General features: G+C 50.3%; 24 protein-coding genes, 1 tRNA gene and 1 pseudogene. 7 read left to right on the top strand and 19 right to left on the bottom strand.

Annotated features, from left to right (window positions below):
• Nucleotides 1-141: 141 nt before the first annotated feature.
• The 5 genes and pseudogenes from MKQ70_RS42955 to MKQ70_RS31520 form a co-directional block, all read right to left on the bottom strand.
• Nucleotides 142-297 carry a T9SS type A sorting domain-containing protein gene (locus tag MKQ70_RS42955; protein WP_372490162.1) on the bottom strand — a complete coding sequence of 52 codons (156 nt, stop codon included), beginning with the start codon at nt 295-297 and terminating at the stop codon, nt 142-144.
• 11 nt (nt 298-308) lie between these two features.
• Entirely contained in the window at nt 309-2,717 is a 2,409-nt protein-coding gene (locus MKQ70_RS41685) for an Ig-like domain-containing protein (RefSeq protein ID WP_248081778.1), read from the bottom strand.
• A 128-nt stretch (nt 2,718-2,845) separates the two neighbouring features.
• A pseudogene (locus tag MKQ70_RS31530) lies at nt 2,846-3,397 on the bottom strand (Ig-like domain-containing protein); the annotation flags it as partial.
• A gap of 367 nt (nt 3,398-3,764) precedes the next feature.
• A complete protein-coding gene (locus MKQ70_RS31525; RefSeq protein WP_248078601.1) occupies nt 3,765-5,228 on the bottom strand; it encodes a WD40/YVTN/BNR-like repeat-containing protein in 1,464 nt (487 codons plus the stop codon).
• Between the two features lie 28 nt (nt 5,229-5,256).
• Nucleotides 5,257-5,505 (bottom strand): hypothetical protein, encoded by a 249-nt coding sequence (locus tag MKQ70_RS31520; protein WP_248078599.1) that lies wholly within the window; start codon nt 5,503-5,505, stop codon nt 5,257-5,259.
• A 402-nt stretch (nt 5,506-5,907) separates the two neighbouring features.
• Here MKQ70_RS31520 and MKQ70_RS31515 point away from each other — a divergent pair, with 402 nt between their 5' ends.
• From MKQ70_RS31515 to MKQ70_RS42950, 4 genes are read left to right on the top strand one after another with little or no spacing between them, the layout of a single operon-like run.
• Entirely contained in the window at nt 5,908-6,339 is a 432-nt protein-coding gene (locus tag MKQ70_RS31515) for a GNAT family N-acetyltransferase (protein WP_248078596.1), read from the top strand.
• 43 nt (nt 6,340-6,382) lie between these two features.
• Nucleotides 6,383-7,444: a glycoside hydrolase 43 family protein gene (locus tag MKQ70_RS31510; RefSeq protein ID WP_248078594.1), complete on the top strand. Its 1,062-nt coding sequence runs from the start codon at nt 6,383-6,385 to the stop codon at nt 7,442-7,444.
• Nucleotides 7,407-7,838, top strand: coding sequence for a beta-xylosidase family glycoside hydrolase (locus MKQ70_RS31505; RefSeq protein WP_308199576.1), 432 nt, complete (start codon nt 7,407-7,409; stop codon nt 7,836-7,838). Before MKQ70_RS31510 ends, MKQ70_RS31505 begins: the two co-directional genes overlap by 38 nt.
• Before the next feature lie 14 nt (nt 7,839-7,852).
• Complete coding sequence (locus tag MKQ70_RS42950) at nt 7,853-7,975, top strand: beta-xylosidase family glycoside hydrolase (RefSeq protein WP_372490047.1); 123 nt, start codon at nt 7,853-7,855, stop codon at nt 7,973-7,975.
• 72 nt (nt 7,976-8,047) lie between these two features.
• Here the strand turns inward: MKQ70_RS42950 and MKQ70_RS31500 are convergent.
• From MKQ70_RS31500 to MKQ70_RS31455, 10 genes are all read right to left on the bottom strand, one after another.
• A tRNA-Ala gene (locus MKQ70_RS31500) sits at nt 8,048-8,120 on the bottom strand.
• 86 nt (nt 8,121-8,206) lie between these two features.
• A complete protein-coding gene (locus MKQ70_RS31495; protein WP_248078591.1) occupies nt 8,207-8,839 on the bottom strand; it encodes a thioredoxin family protein in 633 nt (210 codons plus the stop codon).
• An 86-nt stretch (nt 8,840-8,925) separates the two neighbouring features.
• Complete coding sequence (locus MKQ70_RS31490; protein WP_248078589.1) at nt 8,926-9,885, bottom strand: cytochrome c biogenesis protein CcdA; 960 nt, start codon at nt 9,883-9,885, stop codon at nt 8,926-8,928.
• Nucleotides 9,857-10,117, bottom strand: coding sequence for a hypothetical protein (locus MKQ70_RS31485; protein WP_248078587.1), 261 nt, complete (start codon nt 10,115-10,117; stop codon nt 9,857-9,859). The genes MKQ70_RS31490 and MKQ70_RS31485 overlap by 29 nt, the downstream gene beginning before the upstream one ends.
• A gap of 159 nt (nt 10,118-10,276) precedes the next feature.
• Nucleotides 10,277-10,468: a protein-disulfide reductase DsbD domain-containing protein gene (locus MKQ70_RS31480; protein WP_248078585.1), complete on the bottom strand. Its 192-nt coding sequence runs from the start codon at nt 10,466-10,468 to the stop codon at nt 10,277-10,279.
• Between the two features lie 19 nt (nt 10,469-10,487).
• Nucleotides 10,488-10,727 carry a hypothetical protein gene (locus MKQ70_RS31475; protein ID WP_248078583.1) on the bottom strand — a complete coding sequence of 80 codons (240 nt, stop codon included), beginning with the start codon at nt 10,725-10,727 and terminating at the stop codon, nt 10,488-10,490.
• Between the two features lie 48 nt (nt 10,728-10,775).
• Nucleotides 10,776-11,468, bottom strand: coding sequence for a phosphoribosylformylglycinamidine synthase subunit PurQ (gene purQ / locus MKQ70_RS31470; RefSeq protein ID WP_248078582.1), 693 nt, complete (start codon nt 11,466-11,468; stop codon nt 10,776-10,778).
• A 147-nt stretch (nt 11,469-11,615) separates the two neighbouring features.
• The gene (locus tag MKQ70_RS31465) at nt 11,616-12,593 is read right to left on the bottom strand and encodes a DUF6427 family protein (protein WP_248078579.1); all 978 of its coding nucleotides are present in this window, start codon (nt 12,591-12,593) and stop codon (nt 11,616-11,618) included.
• Nucleotides 12,594-12,608: 15 nt separating this feature from the next.
• Complete coding sequence (locus MKQ70_RS31460) at nt 12,609-13,859, bottom strand: hypothetical protein (RefSeq protein ID WP_248078576.1); 1,251 nt, start codon at nt 13,857-13,859, stop codon at nt 12,609-12,611.
• A gap of 129 nt (nt 13,860-13,988) precedes the next feature.
• Nucleotides 13,989-14,147: a hypothetical protein gene (locus MKQ70_RS31455; protein ID WP_248078573.1), complete on the bottom strand. Its 159-nt coding sequence runs from the start codon at nt 14,145-14,147 to the stop codon at nt 13,989-13,991.
• 198 nt (nt 14,148-14,345) lie between these two features.
• Between MKQ70_RS31455 and MKQ70_RS31450 the strand changes: the two genes are divergently transcribed.
• On the top strand, nt 14,346-14,861 hold the full coding sequence (locus MKQ70_RS31450; RefSeq protein ID WP_248078570.1) for an NAD-dependent epimerase/dehydratase family protein: 516 nt from the start codon (nt 14,346-14,348) through the stop codon (nt 14,859-14,861).
• Nucleotides 14,855-15,271: a DUF1731 domain-containing protein gene (locus MKQ70_RS41680; protein WP_248078567.1), complete on the top strand. Its 417-nt coding sequence runs from the start codon at nt 14,855-14,857 to the stop codon at nt 15,269-15,271. The genes MKQ70_RS31450 and MKQ70_RS41680 overlap by 7 nt, the downstream gene beginning before the upstream one ends.
• Nucleotides 15,272-15,328: 57 nt before the next feature.
• Here the strand turns inward: MKQ70_RS41680 and MKQ70_RS31440 are convergent, their stop codons facing one another.
• Nucleotides 15,329-16,300, bottom strand: a complete 972-nt coding sequence (locus MKQ70_RS31440; RefSeq protein WP_248078564.1) for an anthranilate synthase component I family protein — start codon at nt 16,298-16,300, stop codon at nt 15,329-15,331.
• Nucleotides 16,301-16,376: 76 nt separating this feature from the next.
• Here MKQ70_RS31440 and MKQ70_RS31435 point away from each other — a divergent pair, with 76 nt between their 5' ends.
• A complete protein-coding gene (locus tag MKQ70_RS31435) occupies nt 16,377-16,640 on the top strand; it encodes a hypothetical protein (protein WP_248078561.1) in 264 nt (87 codons plus the stop codon).
• A 3-nt stretch (nt 16,641-16,643) separates the two neighbouring features.
• Here the strand turns inward: MKQ70_RS31435 and MKQ70_RS40205 are convergent, their stop codons facing one another.
• From MKQ70_RS40205 to MKQ70_RS31430, 3 genes are all read right to left on the bottom strand, one after another.
• Nucleotides 16,644-16,778: a hypothetical protein gene (locus MKQ70_RS40205; RefSeq protein WP_282456900.1), complete on the bottom strand. Its 135-nt coding sequence runs from the start codon at nt 16,776-16,778 to the stop codon at nt 16,644-16,646.
• A gap of 411 nt (nt 16,779-17,189) precedes the next feature.
• Nucleotides 17,190-17,612, bottom strand: a complete 423-nt coding sequence (locus tag MKQ70_RS40200; RefSeq protein ID WP_282456899.1) for an adenylosuccinate synthetase — start codon at nt 17,610-17,612, stop codon at nt 17,190-17,192.
• On the bottom strand, nt 17,530-18,453 hold the full coding sequence (locus MKQ70_RS31430) for an adenylosuccinate synthetase (protein WP_282456898.1): 924 nt from the start codon (nt 18,451-18,453) through the stop codon (nt 17,530-17,532). The genes MKQ70_RS40200 and MKQ70_RS31430 overlap by 83 nt, the downstream gene beginning before the upstream one ends.
• Nucleotides 18,454-19,306 lie beyond the last annotated feature (853 nt).

The raw sequence follows: 19,306 nt of genomic DNA, 5'->3' as shown, positions 1-19,306 counted from the left end.
GCAAATCGATATCAGGGACGCATACGCTCCGCGGGCATTATAATACCAGAAATCGCAACAATAAAGGATTGTATCGGGGCGTCTACCTAAAAGAAAAAGCCGGGAAAGCATGCGCTCTCCCGGCTTTTATAGGAAGTGGCGTTAGAGGATTACCACCCTGGTCGTTTTCCTGAAATTTTTACCCTGTACCTGCAAGATGTACACCCCCTTCTTTAACCGGCCGCCAGTCAGCAACTCATGCTGGGCGGGGGCTTTGGAAGATGTGATACGGCTGCGGTAAGCCTCCCTGCCCTGCAGGTCGATTACTGTTACCTGTAGTTGTTCATTATCAGCCTCCGGCCTTTCAGCAGGAAGCGGATATTGCCGGAAACGGGATTCGGCGTCACAACCAACACGCCCGACAACAGCGGTTCTTCCCGTTTGGGAGCCATACTCAGGCCATTGCTCATGAGCAGACTTTCATTGTAGCCCAGTATCTCGATTGCGGCTACAGCGGCATTATCTATTACCGTTATGAACTCCAGCTTCAACTTGCCGGCTGTATCCGCAGTAGCTGGTACATCACGTACCAACACATTGTACTGTCCAACAGCAGCGTAGATATCGAGATTGGTAATAACGAATGTACCATTGGCTTTTACACTGAACGTACGTTTACCGGCCTGCGTCCAGTAAGGTTCCGTAAAGTGCAATCTTACGGTATAAGATGCGCCGGCCGTAAGCCCGGTAAAGTTGTAGGAACAGTTGCCATAGCGACGCTTCGGATACAGCGCCGCCGGTCCTGCATAAGGATAATTCGTATTAAACGAAGTAACCGGGTAAGGTGCATTCACGCTGCCGCCGGTATATGAATGGTCCGCCAGGAAAGGGCCTACGGTGGTATCGCCGCAATTCACGCCGATAAAGCGGTGCAGCACTTCGGTAAAGGCAGTGTCTTTCACCAGTCCGTCTGCCGATGTGGCGATGATAAACGCGGTACCTTGTCCGACACCGGTGATAAGGCCGGCCGTATCTACGGTGGCCACGCCGGTGTTAGAAGAATTCCAGATCACACCGGGGTACGTAGCATTCGCGGGCAATGCAACGGCGGAGAGCTTGCGCGTGCCGCCGATAGCCAGTTTTACGCTATCTGCATTCAGGGTAATGGAAGTAGCATCTACTGTTGCACAGAAATCATCGAGGAACAGCAGCCCCGTTTGCGGGCCGGCCTTCGACACCCATAACCCGAGCGATTTCGCGTTAGCCGGGGTATTGGCGGTGATCGTAAAGCGTGTGTACGTTGACGTGGCAACGGGGATAGTTACCGCTGCATTGCCTATTTTATTACCGAGCGAATCGAGGATATCGAAACCGGCGCCTGCCCAATATGGATTGGAACCACCGGTCTTTGCCCAGAAGCTTACCGTGATTTTACGGTTGGCCGGTACGAGCAGCGGTGCATTGTAATTATGCGCCGCACCATCGCCGTTGATCACGAGCGCCCTCGTACCGCCGTGTACGTCTGCCGCTGTTTCCGTGATATAAGAGTTACCGGTACGCGCCCAGTTCAACAAACCACTTTCGAAGCCGCCGTTAGTAATAGCGCCGCAGGTGTAGAGCGGCATTACGGTAACAGGCAGCACTTTACTGGCGCCCTGACCATCCTGCGCGGTTACGGTAATGTTGGCCGTGCCGGGTGCAACCGGAAATACTTTACCGGTGGCGCTCACGGTAACAATGCCTGTATTGGACGACGTCCAGGTGACCAATGTATTGCTCGCATTGGAAGGAGCTACTGTCGCCGTGATCACCGTAGAATCGCCCATACCGATGGACAATGCCGATTTACTTAAATTAACCTGGGTGACTGGCACTAAGACCGACAGCACGCTGGTAGTGGCCACTTTACTGCCCTGTCGGGTAGTAGCCGTCACGTTCACCGTACCGGCGCTTACACCTGTAAGCAGCCCACTGGTACTAACTTTCACGATGTTCGTATCAGCAGAAGCCCAAATCACTGTTTTATCGGAAGCATTCGCGGGGAACACTGTTGCGGTAAGCTGACGCGTGTTGCGGATACCGACCGTGTCTTTGCTGGCGGACAGGCGTACGCTGTCTACCAGGATGCTATCGGCGGTAACCAGCACCGAGTCGCGCCTCTGACTTTCGTTGGTGATTACGTAAATGTAAGTATTGCCCACCCCTGTTCCGGTTACGAGACCGGTCGGGGAAACAGTGGCCACAGCGGCGTTCGAGGTAGTCCAGGTAACGCCTTTGTTACTGGCGATGGCCGGCCATACTGTTGGCACAAGGCGCACAGTATCGTTCACTCCTACGGATGCAGTGGTGCCAGCGAGGGTTACACTGTCCACCGTGTTCATCACGATCTCAATACCATTGATCATCGAGCTGCCGGTGTAAGGCTCCAACTTCACGCTGATAACACCTGTATTACCTGCATTTACCTGGTATTCGCGGATTACCGCCTTGTACCGTGCGTTACCGGCCGCGGCAAATACATCGAACAAATCGATCTTCTTCGCATTGTTTACATACACGTTAAAACGTCTGCCACCGTTACCAACGTTGGCGTCGATTTCAGCAAAGTGCAAACGCACGGTATAAGTGCCGCCCGGCACCAGCCCGGACAGGTTATACACCGAGCCGTTATCCATACCGAAGAGCGCTGATTTATAGACCGCCTCCGGCGCCGGATTGGTAAGCCCCGTTCTGTTAATCGCGTTGGTTGTCCGGCCGTTCCAGTTCCGGAGAACGGACGCGGATCACGGCGGAAGTTGGCGACTACCGCGGTGTCGCCCATATTGATCGCAGCGGAGATGGTGTTAACATAGATCGTGATGGCAGCACTCAGTCCGCCATCTGCCGAAGTAGCGGTGATGGTCGCCTGTCCCAGTTTTAACGCGGTGATAATACCGCCTGCGCTCACTTTCACCCGGGAGCTGTCGGAAGAAGACCAGTTTATTTTTTTATTGGTCGCATCCACCGGTAGTATTTTCGCAACAAGGTTTGTTGTATTACCCAGGCCCATGTATACGGCGGTATCCAATGTTACGCTGGTGATGTGCACGAAGGGCGTTACCGTAATCAGCGTGGTATCTTTTAAACCGCCATCCTGGGTAGTTACCACAATGCCCGCCGTGCCGGCCGACAATGCTTTTACCCAGCCGTTTGCATCTACGCTGGCTACCGAAGGGTTAGTAGAACTGAAGCTGTAGTTACGGTTATCGGGATATAGCGGGCTTAATGTTACCGCCAACCTAACAGAATCGGTTTCCACCAACGTATCTGCAGGTGGATTAATGCTGACGCCCGTTACCGGGCCGGCTGTGGGTACGCCCACAAACAGACCGTTACCATATGTACCGAAAAACACGCGCCCCTGCTGATCGGCACACATATTCAACACCACGCCGGGCACTCGTTGCAGAATTTCTGTCCAGCTAACACCGTTATCGTCCGAGCGATGGATTGCAAAGGTATTGCCGTTTACTACACTATTGGAGTTGTGTACGAACAATACGGGATGCGAACCCGCAGTAGTGTCGCTGCGACCTACCGTCAGCCATTTAGGGTTGGGGATTTGCGCAGCGGCCACACGCACGAACGTTCGGCCGGTATCTACCGAATGGAACAAACCACCGCTATGCGAGAACCATATATCTCCGGAAATACCCGGTGTTGCTTCGAGGTGAGCGTAAGATGCTACACCGGCATCGTCGGGCAAATTGCTCGCACGGGCAGAGAAGTTGCGGCCGGTGTCCTGCTCACATAAATGGTACCGCGGGAATAAGCATAAAAATATTACCGCTTACCCGGTCTGCCGCAATGGGCACCTGTCCCGCATAAATCGAATAAATATCGCCGGCCGGCACAATGCCGCCTGGCAGACCGTTACAAACCGTCCAGGTAGCGCCAAGCGTGTTAGACCAATAGGAAGGGCCGCCCTGTGGCGCCCACACAAAATTCCTGCTGGTTGCGGAAACGGCCACACGACCACGCGCATTCGCGGTTGGATAAGTAGTAATGCGCGTGTAACTAACACCTCCGTTAGTGGAGTAAGCGCCAATGGGCGGGCCGTTCCAGCCATCACTGCCAAAGCGTACAATGAAATTAGGATCACTTGCCTGTATATCAACCGCCGTTATATTAATGCTGCTGCTGGTTGCGATGTAGCTGGACATGCCCCTTGCAGGCGGCTCTGTCAGTGAGGTATGATCAAAACCGCCGACATCGCCGGTGGCAGTATTCAGCAGGGCGCGGCCAACGCGTGGCGCAACCATCTGCCCTGTTACGAAAATTTCTTCGAGGCCTGTCACGCGTAATTTCCAGGCTACTGTTGGCGCCCATACGTTAGTGGTCTGGCTTACATTGATCATATCCGAAAACCAAACATGACCGGCATTAAAAGGATCAAAGGCGATCATATCGATAGAAAAGCCGATGTTGCCAGCCCCGGTGCTCATCTCGGAATGAGGCGCCTCTGTTTTGTCGCGCGTATGCGACATCAGGCTCCAGCTTCCAAGGTTGCCGCCCGTAGTACTGCGCCACATCAATTCCGCTGACCAGCTGCCGGAAGACGCTGCTATTACCTCATTAGAATTATCGGGGTTTACCATCACCGATTTGTAAATGCGCGCCGGATCGGGCGAAACGGTAGACCAGCTACCACCGCTCCATTTCCAAACACCATTGGCAGTGGCGCTGTACGTGGTAACGAACATAACGCCATCTTTAGCGATACTCGCCCTCAGCAAGGAAGTCGGACCGCCCACCATCTGTGTGAACGTGGCGCCGCCGTCGGTGCTTTGATACATGCCTCCGGTGGTGCCGATGAACATGTTTTTAGTAACGCCGCTAACCGTTCCGGCACTGATATCAAACTTAATAAAGCGGCCACCCAATGTTTGATTGATGCCCGCTACCTGCGACCAGCTGCCCGGAGCGCCGGCAGCAGTACTGCGCCAGGTGCCGTGCGCACGCGTGGTGAGCCAGATCACGTTACTGTTTAACGGATCTACGGCGAGCCTGTCGGTAATGTCCTGGTCTTTATTAGGCTTTACTTCAACCTGTAACCCGCAATCGGTCCAGGTTTCACCGCGGTCGGTAGACTTAAGCACCGTACCGCGGGTATCGCTGCCCAGTCCGGGACCGCTGCCCGCACCGTTTTGCACGGTGGCGTACAGGATGTTGCCGGTTACGTCCTGCGGATCAAATACCGGTCGCCGCAAATCTGCGACACTTCCCAGGTCCAGTAGTTTACGGGCACCTTTGTACCGACCAGCAAGGCTTCCCAGCGCTGTGCGCCATGGTTCCAGCGGTAACAGGTACCCACGTCCGTAGTAATAAAAAGAGGTTCGGCACTTTGGGATGTGCCTTGATACTGGTAACTCTGCCACCACCGCCAATCCGCAACTGGCTCCAGTTGTAGCCCTGCGCCATCAGTAACAGCGTAGGGGCGGCTGCAAGCATTACCGTAAAGAGTAATCTGTGTAGCGTGTTTTTCATGTGATTTTATTAAGGCTTTTAATGGTACCGTGGAATACAATAATTGCGGATGTTTATTACATCCGTTCACAGCAGAGAAATATGAAGGAAAAAGGGTTCAGTCGCTTACTGAGGCTTCGATAACGGGAATTTGCATCTTTTAGATTTGCTCACTATCCGGGATAACACGTCTTCAAAACTAAATCTAATACTACCATATCTTCAATACTTTTTTATCAATTTAAAATGAAAGTTTTCCCGCTACTTTAGGAAAATGGCATTTTTGTTTGCTAACTTTCTAACGTGAAACTATTCCTCTCTACAGCTTTCAGGGGAAATCAATGGTTTGGGACGGTAGCACGCTCGCCCGCCTATCCTTATCGGCCAATGAACATTGGGATAGCAGCGGAAAACTTAAATGACATGTTTATACGAAAAGCAACTACAGCAGATTACCCCGAGATCATGCGCGTGTGGGAATCATCGGTCCTGGCCACACACCACTTTCTGGCTAAAACAGACTTTGAATATTTTAAGTCGATCATTCCCGGAGAAGTACTGCCATCGCTGACCTTATATGTAATTGGAGAAGATCGCATTGCGGGTGTACTGGGTATTGCAGGCGACACCACGGAGATGCTTTTTATAGAAGCGGAATCGCGGGGCAAAGGGTATGGAACACTCCTGGCGCAGTTCGCGATCGAACTGCAGATAAAAAAGGTGGATGTAAATGAGCAGAATGAACAGGCGGTTGGGTTTTACCGGAAGATGGGATTTGTGCAGGTGGGGCGATCGGATGTAGATGGATTGGGAAAGCCTTACCCGTTGCTGCATTTCAGTATACAAGCGATATAGGTCTCGATTCAATGCTACACACAGCTACAAAAAATTAAGTGGAATGACATTTAAAAAGACAGCCCTTGTTTACGCGCTGACGCTCTGTTGCGGAGTTATCGGCAAGGCGCAAAACCCATTACCAACGCCTGCACCAAGCGCAAAGGCGACCAATCCTATCATTTATGCAGATGTGCCGGACATTTCCATGATACGGGTGGGCGACACGTATTATATGAGCAGCACAACCATGCACATGAGCCCCGGCGTCCCCATCATGCAGTCAAAAGACCTCGTCAACTGGCGGCTGGTATCTTACGCGTACGACGTGCTCGACGATGTAGACGCGTTAAATTTAGCACAAGGCAAAAGTGCTTATGGGAGCGGATCCTGGGCCAGCAGTCTACGTTATCACAACGGCGTATTTTATGTAAGCACATTTGCCGGCACTACCGGGAAAACGTATATCTATTCAACTCGGGATATAGAAAAAGGCCCATGGAAAAAGGTCAGTTTTAAGCCCGCACTACATGACCACTCTTTATTTTTCGACGACGATGGTAAAATTTACATGGTGTACGGAAGCGGCAAAATAATGATCACCGAGATGGCACCCAACTTGTCCGGACTCCTTCCAGGGAGCGCTCCACGGGTACTCATCGAGGATGCCAGCGCTCCTGCCGGACCCAATGTCGGCCTGCCTGCAGAAGGATCGCAGTTGTTCAAAATAAACAATACGTACTACCTTTTCAATATTTGCTGGCCGAGAGGAGGCATGCGTACGGTAACTATACATCGTGCCGCTAAACTGCCCGGCCCCTGGGAAGGGCGTGTAGCTTTACAGGACAAAGGCGTGGCACAGGGAGGATTAATCAGTACGCCACAAGGCGAGTGGTTTTCTTTTTTGTTCCGTGATTACGGAGCGGTAGGGCGCATTCCCTACCTGGTTCCCGTTCAATGGGAACAGAACTGGCCGGTATTAGGCGAAAACGGAAAGGTGCCCGATCACCTAAACCTGCCGCCAGGCAAAGGTATGATACCAGTGTCGTGGCCTCCGACGAATTCAGCCGTAAAAGAACGCCAAACCGCTGCCGCTGGTATGGCAGTGGAACCATCAGCCAGATAACAACAACTGGTCGCTTAGTGCGCGTAAAGGCTATCTGCGCCTGACGACCAGCCGTATAGATACTTCGCTGCTGCTCGCCCGCAACACTTTAACACAGCGCACGTTCGGTCCAACCGCTACCGCCAGTACATTGCTGGATGTAACGGGTATGAAAGAAGGCGATCATGCGGGACTGTTACTGTTACAGCAAAACTTCGGATGGATTGGTGTTAAAGCCGAAGCTGATGGCCGCTACCTGGTGATGGTCAGCGCCGGATCCGGGCGTCCCGCAGAAGTAGCCCGGGTGCCGTTGAACAGCAACCTGGTGTACCTGCGGGCGGATTGCGATTTTACAAATCGAGCAGACAAAGCCAATTTCTTTTACAGTACGGACGGAAAAAATGGCAGTCATTAGGCGAACGGTTGAATATGGCTTACACGATACCGCACTTTATGGGTTACCGTTTTGGCTTGTTCAACTACGCTACCAAAACGGCTGGAGGGTATGCAGACTTTGATTACTACCGAATCAGTGAGCAGCTTATCAAATAACAGGTGTATTGCCCGCAACCTTCAAGTTGATAAAATGAAAAAAGCCGGATCAAATGATCCGGCTTTTTCTTGTGGAGGATAGCGGGGTCGAACCGCTGACCTCTTGCATGCCATGCAAGCGCTCTACCAACTGAGCTAATCCCCCGTCATTCGAGGTTGCAAATGTAGCTGCTTTTTCGGAATTACAAAAAAAAGCCGGATGTTTTTTTCATCCGGCTTTTCGCGTTATCGTTACTTGCCTGTTTTGAAGGCATCCACACCAGCCTGCAGCCAGTTCAGATACTCTTTCACATTAGGCGTATAAGCTACCGGGAGCGTCATCAGCTTCTCGTCCGGACTAATCACCGCATACATCGGTTGCGATTGGTTCTCGAAGTTTACCACTTGCATCCTGGCATATTTGCCACCTACGGTTTTCACATCCTTCTGCCCGTCTTTGGTTTTGTAGGCAAAGAACTGGTCTTCTTTCAGCCCCTTGCTGTCATCCACGTACAGCGACACCAGGATGTATTCCTTTTCGATCAGTTTGCGGATGTCGGCTTCAGGCCATACTTCCTCTTCCATTTTACGGCAGTTTACACAGGCCCAGCCGGTGTAATCCAGCAAAATGGGCTTATTTTCTTTTTTAGCCAGCGCTAATGCCTCTTCATAGTTATTCACCACATTCGGTTTTACACCGTGATGTCTGTTATAAATGCTGTAACTCTGCGGCGGCGGGAAGCCACTGATCAGGCCACGGTTGGTATAATCTATCGGCAGCATGCCCGGGATCAGGTAGTAACCGGTAAATGCGAGCAATACTACGATGGTGCCGATACGGCCGGGGGTGAATTTCTGAACGGGTGAGCTGTGCGGCAGTTTCAACCAGCCTAACAGGTAGGCTACAAAACCGAGGGCGATCAGTGTCCAGATACCAAAGAATATTTCTCTTTTAAGAATACCCCAGTGGCCTACCAGGTCGGCGTTGGATAAAAATTTGAAAGCCAGCGCCAGTTCCGGAAGCCCAGTACTTTCTTCACGGTATCGAGCCAGCCGCCGGATTTTGGCAGTTTGGTCATCATACCCGGGAACAGGGCAAACAATGCGAACGGCAGGGCCAGGGCCAGGCCGAAACCACCCATACCCATGGTCAGCTGAATGGGACCGCCATCAGTCGTAAGTGCGCTCACGAGCAGGGAACCCAAGATAGGGCCGGTACAGGAGAACGATACCAGTGCCGGGGTAACGGCCATGAAGAAGATACCTACCACGCTGCTCATGTTCGCTTTGGAATCCACTTTGCTGGCAAAGCTGCTCGGCAGTGAAATTTCAAAGAAACCAAGGAACGATATCGCAAATATGACGAACACCACGAAGAAGAAAGTGTTCAGGTAAATATTGGTGGAAATGTTATTCAGCAGGTCAGAGCTAACGCCGGGAATGTAGAAAATAAGGCTTAACAGCACATAGATAGCGAAAATGAAGAAGCCATACAGCATTGCGTTAAATACGCCTTTTTTACCCTGTGCGCTCTTCGTGAAGAAGGTCACCGTCATCGGGATCATCGGGAATACGCAGGGAGTGATCAGTGCGATCAGGCCGCCCAGGAAACCAAGTCCGAAAATAGCGAACAGGCCTTTACCCTGACCGTTGTCGATGCCGCCAATGTTGCGTACGGGGTTTTTCATGTCGATGTTAGGACGGCGGGTTGGGTCCTGGTTGGGATCTTCTACAGCGGCAATGGTGTTATTATCACCCACCACGGTACCATCAGCATTCAGCTTGAAACGGAAAGGCACCGCTTCGGGGCCAACAATTTCCTGCCCGTTGATGGCGAAGATATTGATCACACCGGAGGCCTGTCCTTCGCTGGTGTTCTTCGCTTCGATGACAAACTCCACTTCATTCTCCGTACTTGATGTCCATTTCAACCACATCGTTATGCTCGGCTTTCGCGGCGCCGTTCTCGGTGAAACCTTCAACGGTCCAGTGTGTTTGGCTGGCGCTGTCGAGTTCCAGTACCGGTACAAAGTCGTCGCCGGCAGCTTTGGAAAACACTTTCCATCCCGGGGCGATCGTGCCTTTCAGATGCAGTGTATAAGCCTGCTCGCCTTTCTTTTCAGCGGAGTAGGACCAGGAAAATATTATGAGTCTCCTGCGCACTCGCACTTTGGCCGAATAACAGCCCCACACTCGCTATCAGCAGTAATATATACTTCATATAGAATATAGACTTAACAGATTGTTATAGAGATAAAACGAAGAAACGAGTCCCTTTACAGAACTCGTTCCCGGTTATTTTTTAAGTAGATTTTATTCGTACTATTTCAGGCTAACCGTAAACGGTACTTCGGTAGGAGGCAGACACTGGTGGTCATCGCACACCATGAATTCCACGGTACCTTTTGCCTGCGCGTTCGCTTTACCTTTCACTTTAATTTTCTGTACGAAGCTTACGTTTGATTCGTAAAACTTCATGTCGGATTTAAAGTTAGGATCGAATTCTGTTTTCATTTTACCCACTTCTTTCACTTTACCGTCCAGCGTAAGCAGGGGTTTTTTTAGCGAAAGTAAATGCGGTAGGCACAGGACCTTCGCCAGTAAACTGGGAGTACAGGTGCCAGCCTTTTTCGATAGTGGCTTTAGCGGTCAGCTCATAGGTTTGAGCGTCCAGCTTTTTAGCGGAGAAAGTCCATTTAACCGGATTGTCTTCCTGTGCAGATGCCAGCAGGGGCAAGATAAAGAGGCACAGGGCGGTGAACAATTTTTTCATAGCTACTTTTTTTTTCTGGTTGGTTGATTTGATTGGTTTGCTGTTTATCTAGTTATTATTGATGAGGCTCTGGAAGATCAACTGCCCGTCGGTATTACCGAGGATTGAGCTGGCTGCTCTTTCAGGGTGCGGCATCATCCCAAATACGTTTTTGCCTTTGTTGCTGATGCCGGCGATATTGCGCAATGCCCCGTTCGGGTTAGCATGTTCAATAATGTTGCCAAACTCATCACAATAGCGGAATATCACCTGGTTGTTTTTGAAAAGCTCTTCGATCGTAGCTTCGTCTGCGTAGTAACGACCTTCACCATGGGCAATGGGAATCATCAGCGGACGACCGGTCACGTCTTTCGTAAGAGCAGTAGTCGTGTTCTCGCTTTTCAGGAATACGTTTTTGCAAATGAACTGCTGGTTCTGGTTACGCAGCAATACGCCCGGCAGCAAACCTGCTTCGCACAGGATCTGGAAACCGTTACATACGCCGATCACACGACCGCCTTTATTCGCAAATTCCACCACGCTCTGCATGATAGGGCTGAATTTGGCAATAGCACCGCAACGCAGGTGATCACCGTAAGAGAAACCACCCGGCAGCAAAATGCAGTCCTGGGTGCTGAACATGCTCAGGTCTTTCTCCTTGTGCCAAAGGTTGATTACCTCCTGGTTCAGGTCGTACCTTAATGCATCAATCATGTCCTGATCACAGTTGGAACCCGGAAATGTAACTACGCCAAACTTCATATTTGATCTAATTTCTATGTTTTAATTGCTTCCTTTTCGGAAAAGATTACAAATTTACTTCCATTGGAGGAATTTTCCATCACCATTCATCCCGTTTTAACAATTTGCAATACGGCAGAACGGCCACAGCAACCGCCATTTATCAAATCAATGGCTGAAATACTGCATCACGATGGCATAGGCCAGCACAATGAAATGGCCCGTGTTAGCCAACCCGTTATGGTTGATGGACCAGAACACGTTACCCGCGAACATGCTCAGCGGCAACAGCGCCAGCACCCAGTTGGCCGGGGAAAAATGGAGGCTGAAAAAGGGTACGAGCATGGCGATGATCACATAAATAGCCAGAACCGCCCATATTTTACGGCCCTGGATCAGCATTTTCTTAAACGTACGCTGCAGCAGCAGCCAGCCCAGCGCAAAGAACAATACGCTGGCGATCAGCGCGCCCCACACTTTATAATCATTGATCACAGGCATTTCCAGGCCCAGCCTGGGTAATACCTCCCAAACATTTTTATCGGCGAGGAAAAGGTAAGTTCCCAACAGGTAAGCGGGACAAATAAGCCCCAGCAACGCAATGATCCATTCCGCCAGGCGGAAGGCGCGCATCGTGAGCAAACCGGCGTACAGCAGGGCGCAGCATAGCACCGCGGGCGGATAAATCAATCCCGCAATACCTAGTGCAAAACCGATGTTAAACGATACGTCGCGCGCGGAAGAACGGTTGTATAATTCCGTGATGCTGGAAATGATCCAGAGCATGATGGTATTGACCAGCAGCGCTGCGCTGAACACGTTCCAGCCCTGGTATAGCGACGTGAACAGGATGTAACACATCGCCGGCAGGTGGTTAGGCTTGGAAAAGAGACGGTGATAATTGACAATGCGGTTTAACAGCAATGCCTGCAAAAATAGTAACAGGATGGCCAACATGGTGTAAAACACCGCGTTACCAGCCACCAGCCGGTCAAACCAGCCCGTAATAAGCCGGTACAATATGCCCTCGCTCCCATCCGCCATGTAGGTTTGGGGATGCAGGATATAGTAAAACTTGATAAAGATGGTATACACCAGCAACAGCAACACTGTCAGTGGATTACCCGAGCGGAAAAATTTTATCACGATGCAAAGGTGTGATTAAAACTCAATTTTTGCAAAGCAAATATAATTCCTGTAGATCGTTGGGATCACCACCGTACGCGCCCCGATCTGCTTGCCGTAACGCGGCATCCAGATGAAGCCTTTGTCCAAGTTGCGCAGGGTAGGCATCCGGTTGATCTTGCCGTCCGGCCCAATGCTGTTTTCGGTGAGTACATAATTCCTGCGGTCCAGGGTGTTAAACAGGAAACGCAGCTCGCTGCCCACGTTTACCAGCATATAACTCAGGTACAGATCGGCGCCGTCGTCGAACTGCGACTTATTGATAAAATTGCTCCAGCTTAATTCACCGTCGGCGTTGTACGAAAGTACCGCTACGTTATCATAGTGGTAACGGGTGCCCTGCTGATCGTTCCAGCTCCGGGGATTATAGTAGCTGGAATAAGGGGAATAATAGGGAGAATAGCCGCCCCATCCACCGCCGTAGGGGCCGTAGCCGCCATAAGGACCATACAGGTAGTTCCAGCGGTTCCAGGGTTGGTAGCGGCTGGAAGTATAATAAGACTCAGCGGTCAGCAAAAAGCCGTTATCGCTGGTATTCACGATCTTACGGATAAAGTAGTCGTTAAAAGCTGCTGCAGTAGAAGATTCTCCGCGTGCACTGCCTTTGAGTTCCGCGCTGAAAGGCGACATTTTCTCCATCATCATGCGGCGGTTAGCATAGTCCATCCGGTTAATGTACAGGCCTTCCACGTTACCGCGCTTCTGTTTATAATAAAAGGCGGTGATCAGCACCTGTTTGTCCGGGTTGTCGATTTTCATTTTCACTTCATCGAGCAGGGCATTCTTCAACTCAAAAGGAACCACTTCAAAAGCATCTACTGTCGGGCGTTTCAGGATCAAGTTACCATTGATGATGTAATCCCGGTTACTTGTGCGCTCCAGTTTGGTGAACAGCAGATCACCTTCGTTCGTTAAGTTAAAGTTGCTGAGGAAGCTCTTTTTCGTTTCCATCGGCAGCGACAGGCGGCTGTTGTTTACCAGGGCGAAGGCACTGTCGTACAGGAATGTGTAAAACACGTGGTTATCTTCCCGGTCCTGGTTGATTTTATACACCATGATCCGCTGCTTGTCTTCCGACACTTCCACGGAATAAACCTTGTTCTCTTTGGTTAAATTACCGATGTGCGTACTGTCGATCATGATGGGCGCTTTATCGAATTGCCCTTCCGAGTTGATCCTCGCACAAAAGCTGTATACGACGTCCCTGCGCTGGAACTGGTACAACATCAGCGCTTTATTCTGATAGGCTACAAAATCGACCGTAATCAGTTTTTTAGAAGAAAGTCATATTTAACACGGTCTTTCAGCTGCATGCCGTTATCGTACACCGAAATGGCGTACTCGCCTTTGTCAGCCTTATATACCGTGGATGTTTCCCCCGATTTTACCCAGGATCTCAAATTCCGTGGTCTTGTAATCATCTCTCTCCGGTTCGGAATAGGTGACCTTCTGCGCCGCAGCCGTGCCGGCAAAAAGCAGCAGGGCGGCCAACTGTAAACGAAATAAGCTGCGCATTGCGAGTTTTGTTTTTATGATACGGGGAAATAGGTCCTTACCTTTCACAGGTTCTTCCACAACCAAACCTACACGAAAATTTACGTTTTGCAAAGGCTATTCCTCTTAAATGTATTTACGTGGATCGATACTTGTATAATTCCAAAGCTGCGCTTTTATTGTGTATTTTTAGTTAAAATTTAAAAAAGATACAACGGCATGGAAACAATATTGGTTACCGGTGGTACGGGACTGATAGGCAGAGCGCTCTCGGCGTGGCTGCTGGAACGGGGCTATAAGGTGGTGATTCTGACACGGAAACCCGGTTATTCAGATAATGATCATCTTTCCCATGCGCACTGGGACCCTGCCGCAGGCGTGCTGGAAGCGGGCGTGCTGCAGCAGGCCGACCATATTGTTCACCTGGCGGGAGCGGGCGTGTCCGAGCATCGGTGGACCAATACCTATAAAAAGCAGATTATCGACAGCCGGGTGCAGGCCAGCAATTTCCTGTACCAGCTGCTGAAAACCCAGCCCAATAAAGTAAAAACAATCATCAGCGCTTCGGCCACCGGCTACTACGGCGAAACGAAGGACGAAGACCGCCCCTTCCGCGAAACCGATGCACCCGCCGGCGATTTCCTGGGCACGGTTTGCCAGGCGTGGGAACAGAGCGTGCGGCAGATCGAAAGTCTCGGTAAAAGGTTATCCTGCTCCGGACAGGGATCGTGTTAAGCCCGGACGGCGGCGCCCTCAAAGAGTTCTACAAGCCCTTACGGTTCGGCTTCGCCACTATTCTTGGCAGCGGCGAGCAGTATATCAGCTGGATTCATATACAGGACATGGTGCGGCTGTACTTTAACGCAATCGTCAATACAGACCTGGAAAGCGGCCCCTATAATGCCGTAGCTCCCTTTCCCGTAAAGCATAAAACCCTGGTGCTGGCCATGGCGCATGCCGCCAAGGGCCGCAGCTTCATCCCCCTACCCGTACCGTCTTTTGCGTTAAAAATAGCACTGGGCGAAATGAGCGTGGAAGTGTTGAAGAGCGTAAAAGCCTCCAGCGAAAAAATACAGCAGACCGGTTTCCAGTTCTCCTATCCTACTATTGACAAGGCCATGGAGCAGCTCTTTCCTAAGAAGTAGCATAAAAAAAACGTGTATACCCAACTGTATACACCGTCGCAATCTCTTCAGACGAATTTATTCCTCGTATCCCAGCACCTTCCGCATGGCTTCGGCCTTCAGCATACACTCTTCCCACTCTTTCTTCGCATCACTGTAAGCCGTAATGGCCGACCCGGTCTGGAAACTCAGGTACTGGCTCTCCGCGTTGTATAAAATACTGCGGATCACCACGTTCAGGTCAAAATCACCCTCCGGCGTTATATAGCCTACGGAGCCGGAGTACAGTCCCCGCTTTGTTTTTTCGTACTGCTCTATCAGTTCCATCACCCTTACTTTAGGCGCGCCGGTCATAGATCCCATCGGGAATGCATGCCGGATCGCATCGGTAAAGTGGTACTTTGGATCCAGTGTAGCCGTTATCGTAGATACCGGGTGATGTACCTGCGGAAATGCGTACAAACCATACAGTTCCTCCACCTTTACGGTACCCTGCAGCGCCGTATGCGCCAGGTCGTTCCGCACGAGGTCGACCACCATCACGTTCTCCGAACGTTCCTTCTGGCTGTTCTGCAAAGCTGCCGCTGCGGCTGCATCTGCCGCCGGGTCGGGCAAACGTTTTACCGTGCCTTTGATGGGCTGCGATATCAGCTGATCGCCTTTCTTTTTCAAAAAGCGTTCGGGACTGGAACAGAGCAGGTACTGATCTTCATTCTTATAATAAGCTGCAAATGGCGCGGGCGACAAGGCGTTTAGCTGGTTAAAGAGAGGCAACGGCTTCAGGGCAATTCCCTGCGCGTAGCTCTCTATACAATAATTCAGCTCGTAACAGTCGCCTTTGGCAATATGCTCCTGGATCGATTTCACCGCCTCCGGGTAATACTTTTCGTTTACGCGTAGCTGTAAAGGGGGCAGTTTTTCTTTCTTGCCGTCCTTTTCAGGGCCGAGTTCCAACAGGTCTTCATAGATAGAATTCGCAAACTTCCGGTTCACATTATGCCCGCCGATTTCCACTTCCCCGTCGCGGAGGAACATGAGTATGTCGGGCACAAAAAGTGCAGGTCAGGGAAATTCTTAAAGTCGGGGAGTTCTGAAGTGAGGGCTTCCGTTTCATTTTTGAGGTCGTATGCCGGTGGCCAAACAGCCAATCCTGGTGTTCCTCATGAAAATCGCGCAGGGTCTCAAAGGCATCTCCGGCCTCGCAGCTTACACTGGCTACGGAACCGGCGGCCAGTATGGCTTCATACTCGCTGTGGGGAAACTGGTATGCGTTGCTGTCCAGAAAACAACAAATGTTGAACCGGTTACCCCAGCTCAACATTTGTCGTTTAAATTCGGTCAGGTTGTTTACGGGAAATTTATGGAACGTCCTGATATCCTAGCTATTTAATGATTAAAAATCATCGTCGTCATCGTCGTCGTAACGATCGTTGAACATGTCTTTAAACTCGTCGTCAATACCTAAATCATCATCGTCGTCACCCTTTTTAGTACTTGGGCGGCCACGCTTCGCCTTTGCCTTTGGCATGTCAAATTCCTCAAAGTCCGGATCATAATCATCGTCATCGGCCTTACCCCAGGAATCATCTTCGTCATCACCTAAATCATCACTTTCCTCTTCATCATCTCCATCTTCATCATCATCGTCTTTACGGCGTGATTTGGATGCGGATTTATCTGATTTTTGGAAGCAGCAGACTTCTTCGGAGTTTCCTCTTCATCGTCCTCGTCGTCCTCATCCTCGTCTACTTCTTTTTCGGCTTTTCAGCAGCTTTTTTGCCGGGGCGGGCTTCGGCGAAGTAGGTTTCTTGGTCTCTTTTTCTTTATCAGATTTTGATTTCATAATGAGTGTAACTTATATGTTTCTAGCGTAAAGTTTTAACAGAATTTTTTTTTTTGCCAAATTTTTTTCCCTTATTTTTTTCGTACTTTTTTGGACTTATTTTTCCAGTATCTGATCCCTGCCAGGGCCGTTAGACACGAACTTTACAGGTACACCCAGGTATTCTTCCACGAATATCAGAAATTCTTTCATTTCTTTCGGCAATTCGCTATAAGTTTTGCTATCTGCTGTTTTGCTGCTCCAGCCCTGGAACTTCTTCAACACAGGATTGATTGCCAGACCATTAAGCTGGAAAGGCAGTTCTTTTGTTTCCTTGCCGTCGATGCCATAAGCCACGCAAGCTTCAATTTCGTCGAACGCATCCAGTACATCGCTTTTGGTCATTACCAGTTCGGTAACGCCGCTCAGCATGCAGGTATAGTTCAGTGCTACCAGGTCAATCCAGCCACAGCGGCGGGGACGGCCCGTTGTTGCACCAAACTCGCCGCCAACCTGGCGCAGTGTTTCCGCCGGTAGCATCTTCCAGTTCTGTCGGGAACGGACCGCTGCCTACACGGGTACAATATGCTTTGGTTACGCCTATTACTTCTTTAATCCATTGTGGTGCAATACCTAAACCGGTACAAACACCCGCAGAGATCGTATTGGACGATGTTACGAACGGATAGGTACCGAAGTCCACGTCCAGCATCGAACCCTGTGCACCTTCTGCCAGTACCTTCTTTCCATCTTTCAGCAGTTTGTTCAGGAAGTACTCTCCATTTACCACGTTCATGGTACGCAGGAATTCTACGGCCTCAAAAAACTCCTTTTCCCACTCGCTGATATCTTCGCTAAAGTCGTAGTTCGCCAGCAATTGTTGGTGCTTCGCCTTCAGTTTAGAGTAAGATTCTTCAAAATTGGGTGACATTACATCGCCCACACGGATGCCATTACGCCCGGTTTTGTCCATATAAGCAGGACCAATACCTTTCAGGGTAGAACCGATTTTCTCCTTGCCTTTAGCCTGCTCGGAAGCTTTGTCCAGCGCGCGGTGCGTAGGTACAATGATGTGCGTTTTCTCAGAAATAAAGAGATTTTTCTTCAGGTCCACACCCTCAGCGGCGATTTTTTCGCACTCTTTTTTGAAGGTAACGGGGTCCAGCACCACGCCGTTGCCGATCAGGTTGATGGTATTGGAATGGAAAACTCCGGAAGGAATAGTATGTAGAACAATTTTCCGGCCTTCAACATACAACGTATGCCCTGCGTTCGGGCCACCCTGGAAACGGGCAATCACGTCATATTTGCCTGCGAAGTAGTCAACGATTTTGCCTTTGCCCTCGTCGCCCCATTGCAGACCTAACAATACATCTACCATGATACTTTAAAATTTAAATATTTCTTGTGCGGTTTTTAAAACGAAAGGCAAAAATAAGCGAAAGCTGCAAAAGGAGAAGTAAAAAGAAATTTTTGCCCCAATAGCTGTTCTTTACCCGGCCGCCGTTTGTGTCACTCCCTTCAACAGTCCCTCTCTTCTCAGCCAAAAGTAGCGCACCCAGGTAACCTTAAAAAGCAATTGGTGGTGAATGCAGTCCAAAATTGTGGTGAATGCGCTTAAAAGTGGGGGTGAAATCGGGGTACCCCCTATAATCCTTCGGTCATCCCTGGGTGATCCTTCGGTCATCCTTCGGTTAAAGCCCGTCAAAGCCGCGTCGCGACCGAACAACACCGAATCATCACCGAAGGATCGTCGAAGGATCTTTGACGCCAAATCCTTAGACCATCCCGGGAGGATCGTAACTAACTGTAACTAAAATGTAGCTGAATAGCGCTAAAACACTAGAGATTCAGTTACCATTCAGTTAGGATGCTCTTAGGATCCTCTTACGATCCCTGTACTATATTAACCATCTCCTCCACCTCTTCACCATGCTTTCACCATGCTTTCACCATGCTTTACCTATGCTTTGAGCGTTTTCGGTAAAATCCTATCAGTGCCCGGAATTTCCTCCATCCAGGTCATAACTAGCCTCATCCGTACCGTCATCCTTACTGTCATCGCAAACGGAGTGAAGCGATCTTCGTGTGCAGTCTTCGCATCAGTGATTATTGGCAGCGTGTCTTTACTGATGCGGAGGGGAAGCACGAGGGTTGCTTCCGCTCGCGCGTCGCAATGACGGCTTTCGGACAACTCCGTCCTCACACGCTTGCAAACATATGATGACGGGTCG

Origin of the sequence: Chitinophaga sedimenti, assembly GCF_023156195.1 — a bacterium.
GTDB classification, from domain to species: Bacteria; Bacteroidota; Bacteroidia; order Chitinophagales; family Chitinophagaceae; genus Chitinophaga; species Chitinophaga sedimenti.
Note: the sequence above shows the minus strand (reverse complement) of the source record. Positions and strands in the feature narration are given on the sequence as shown.

Bases quoted from the DNA above. Each gene is read 5' to 3' on its own strand.
- MKQ70_RS31520 (WP_248078599.1), bottom strand. From the start codon at position 5,505: ATGAAAAACACGCTACACAGATTACTCTTTACGGTAATGCTTGCAGCC.
- MKQ70_RS31515 (WP_248078596.1), top strand. From the start codon at position 5,908: ATGTTTATACGAAAAGCAACTACAGCAGATTACCCCGAGATCATGCGC.
- MKQ70_RS31510 (WP_248078594.1), top strand. From the start codon at position 6,383: ATGACATTTAAAAAGACAGCCCTTGTTTACGCGCTGACGCTCTGTTGC.
- MKQ70_RS42950 (WP_372490047.1), top strand. From the start codon at position 7,853: ATGGCTTACACGATACCGCACTTTATGGGTTACCGTTTTGGCTTGTTC.
- MKQ70_RS31480 (WP_248078585.1), bottom strand. From the start codon at position 10,468: ATGAAAACAGAATTCGATCCTAACTTTAAATCCGACATGAAGTTTTAC.
- MKQ70_RS31475 (WP_248078583.1), bottom strand. From the start codon at position 10,727: ATGAAAAAATTGTTCACCGCCCTGTGCCTCTTTATCTTGCCCCTGCTG.
- purQ (WP_248078582.1), bottom strand. From the start codon at position 11,468: ATGAAGTTTGGCGTAGTTACATTTCCGGGTTCCAACTGTGATCAGGAC.
- MKQ70_RS31460 (WP_248078576.1), bottom strand. From the start codon at position 13,859: ATGTTGTACCAGTTCCAGCGCAGGGACGTCGTATACAGCTTTTGTGCG.
- MKQ70_RS31455 (WP_248078573.1), bottom strand. From the start codon at position 14,147: ATGCGCAGCTTATTTCGTTTACAGTTGGCCGCCCTGCTGCTTTTTGCC.
- MKQ70_RS31450 (WP_248078570.1), top strand. From the start codon at position 14,346: ATGGAAACAATATTGGTTACCGGTGGTACGGGACTGATAGGCAGAGCG.
- MKQ70_RS31435 (WP_248078561.1), top strand. From the start codon at position 16,377: ATGCCGGTGGCCAAACAGCCAATCCTGGTGTTCCTCATGAAAATCGCG.
- MKQ70_RS40205 (WP_282456900.1), bottom strand. From the start codon at position 16,778: ATGCCAAAGGCAAAGGCGAAGCGTGGCCGCCCAAGTACTAAAAAGGGT.
- MKQ70_RS40200 (WP_282456899.1), bottom strand. From the start codon at position 17,612: ATGCTACCGGCGGAAACACTGCGCCAGGTTGGCGGCGAGTTTGGTGCA.
- MKQ70_RS31430 (WP_282456898.1), bottom strand. From the start codon at position 18,453: ATGGTAGATGTATTGTTAGGTCTGCAATGGGGCGACGAGGGCAAAGGC.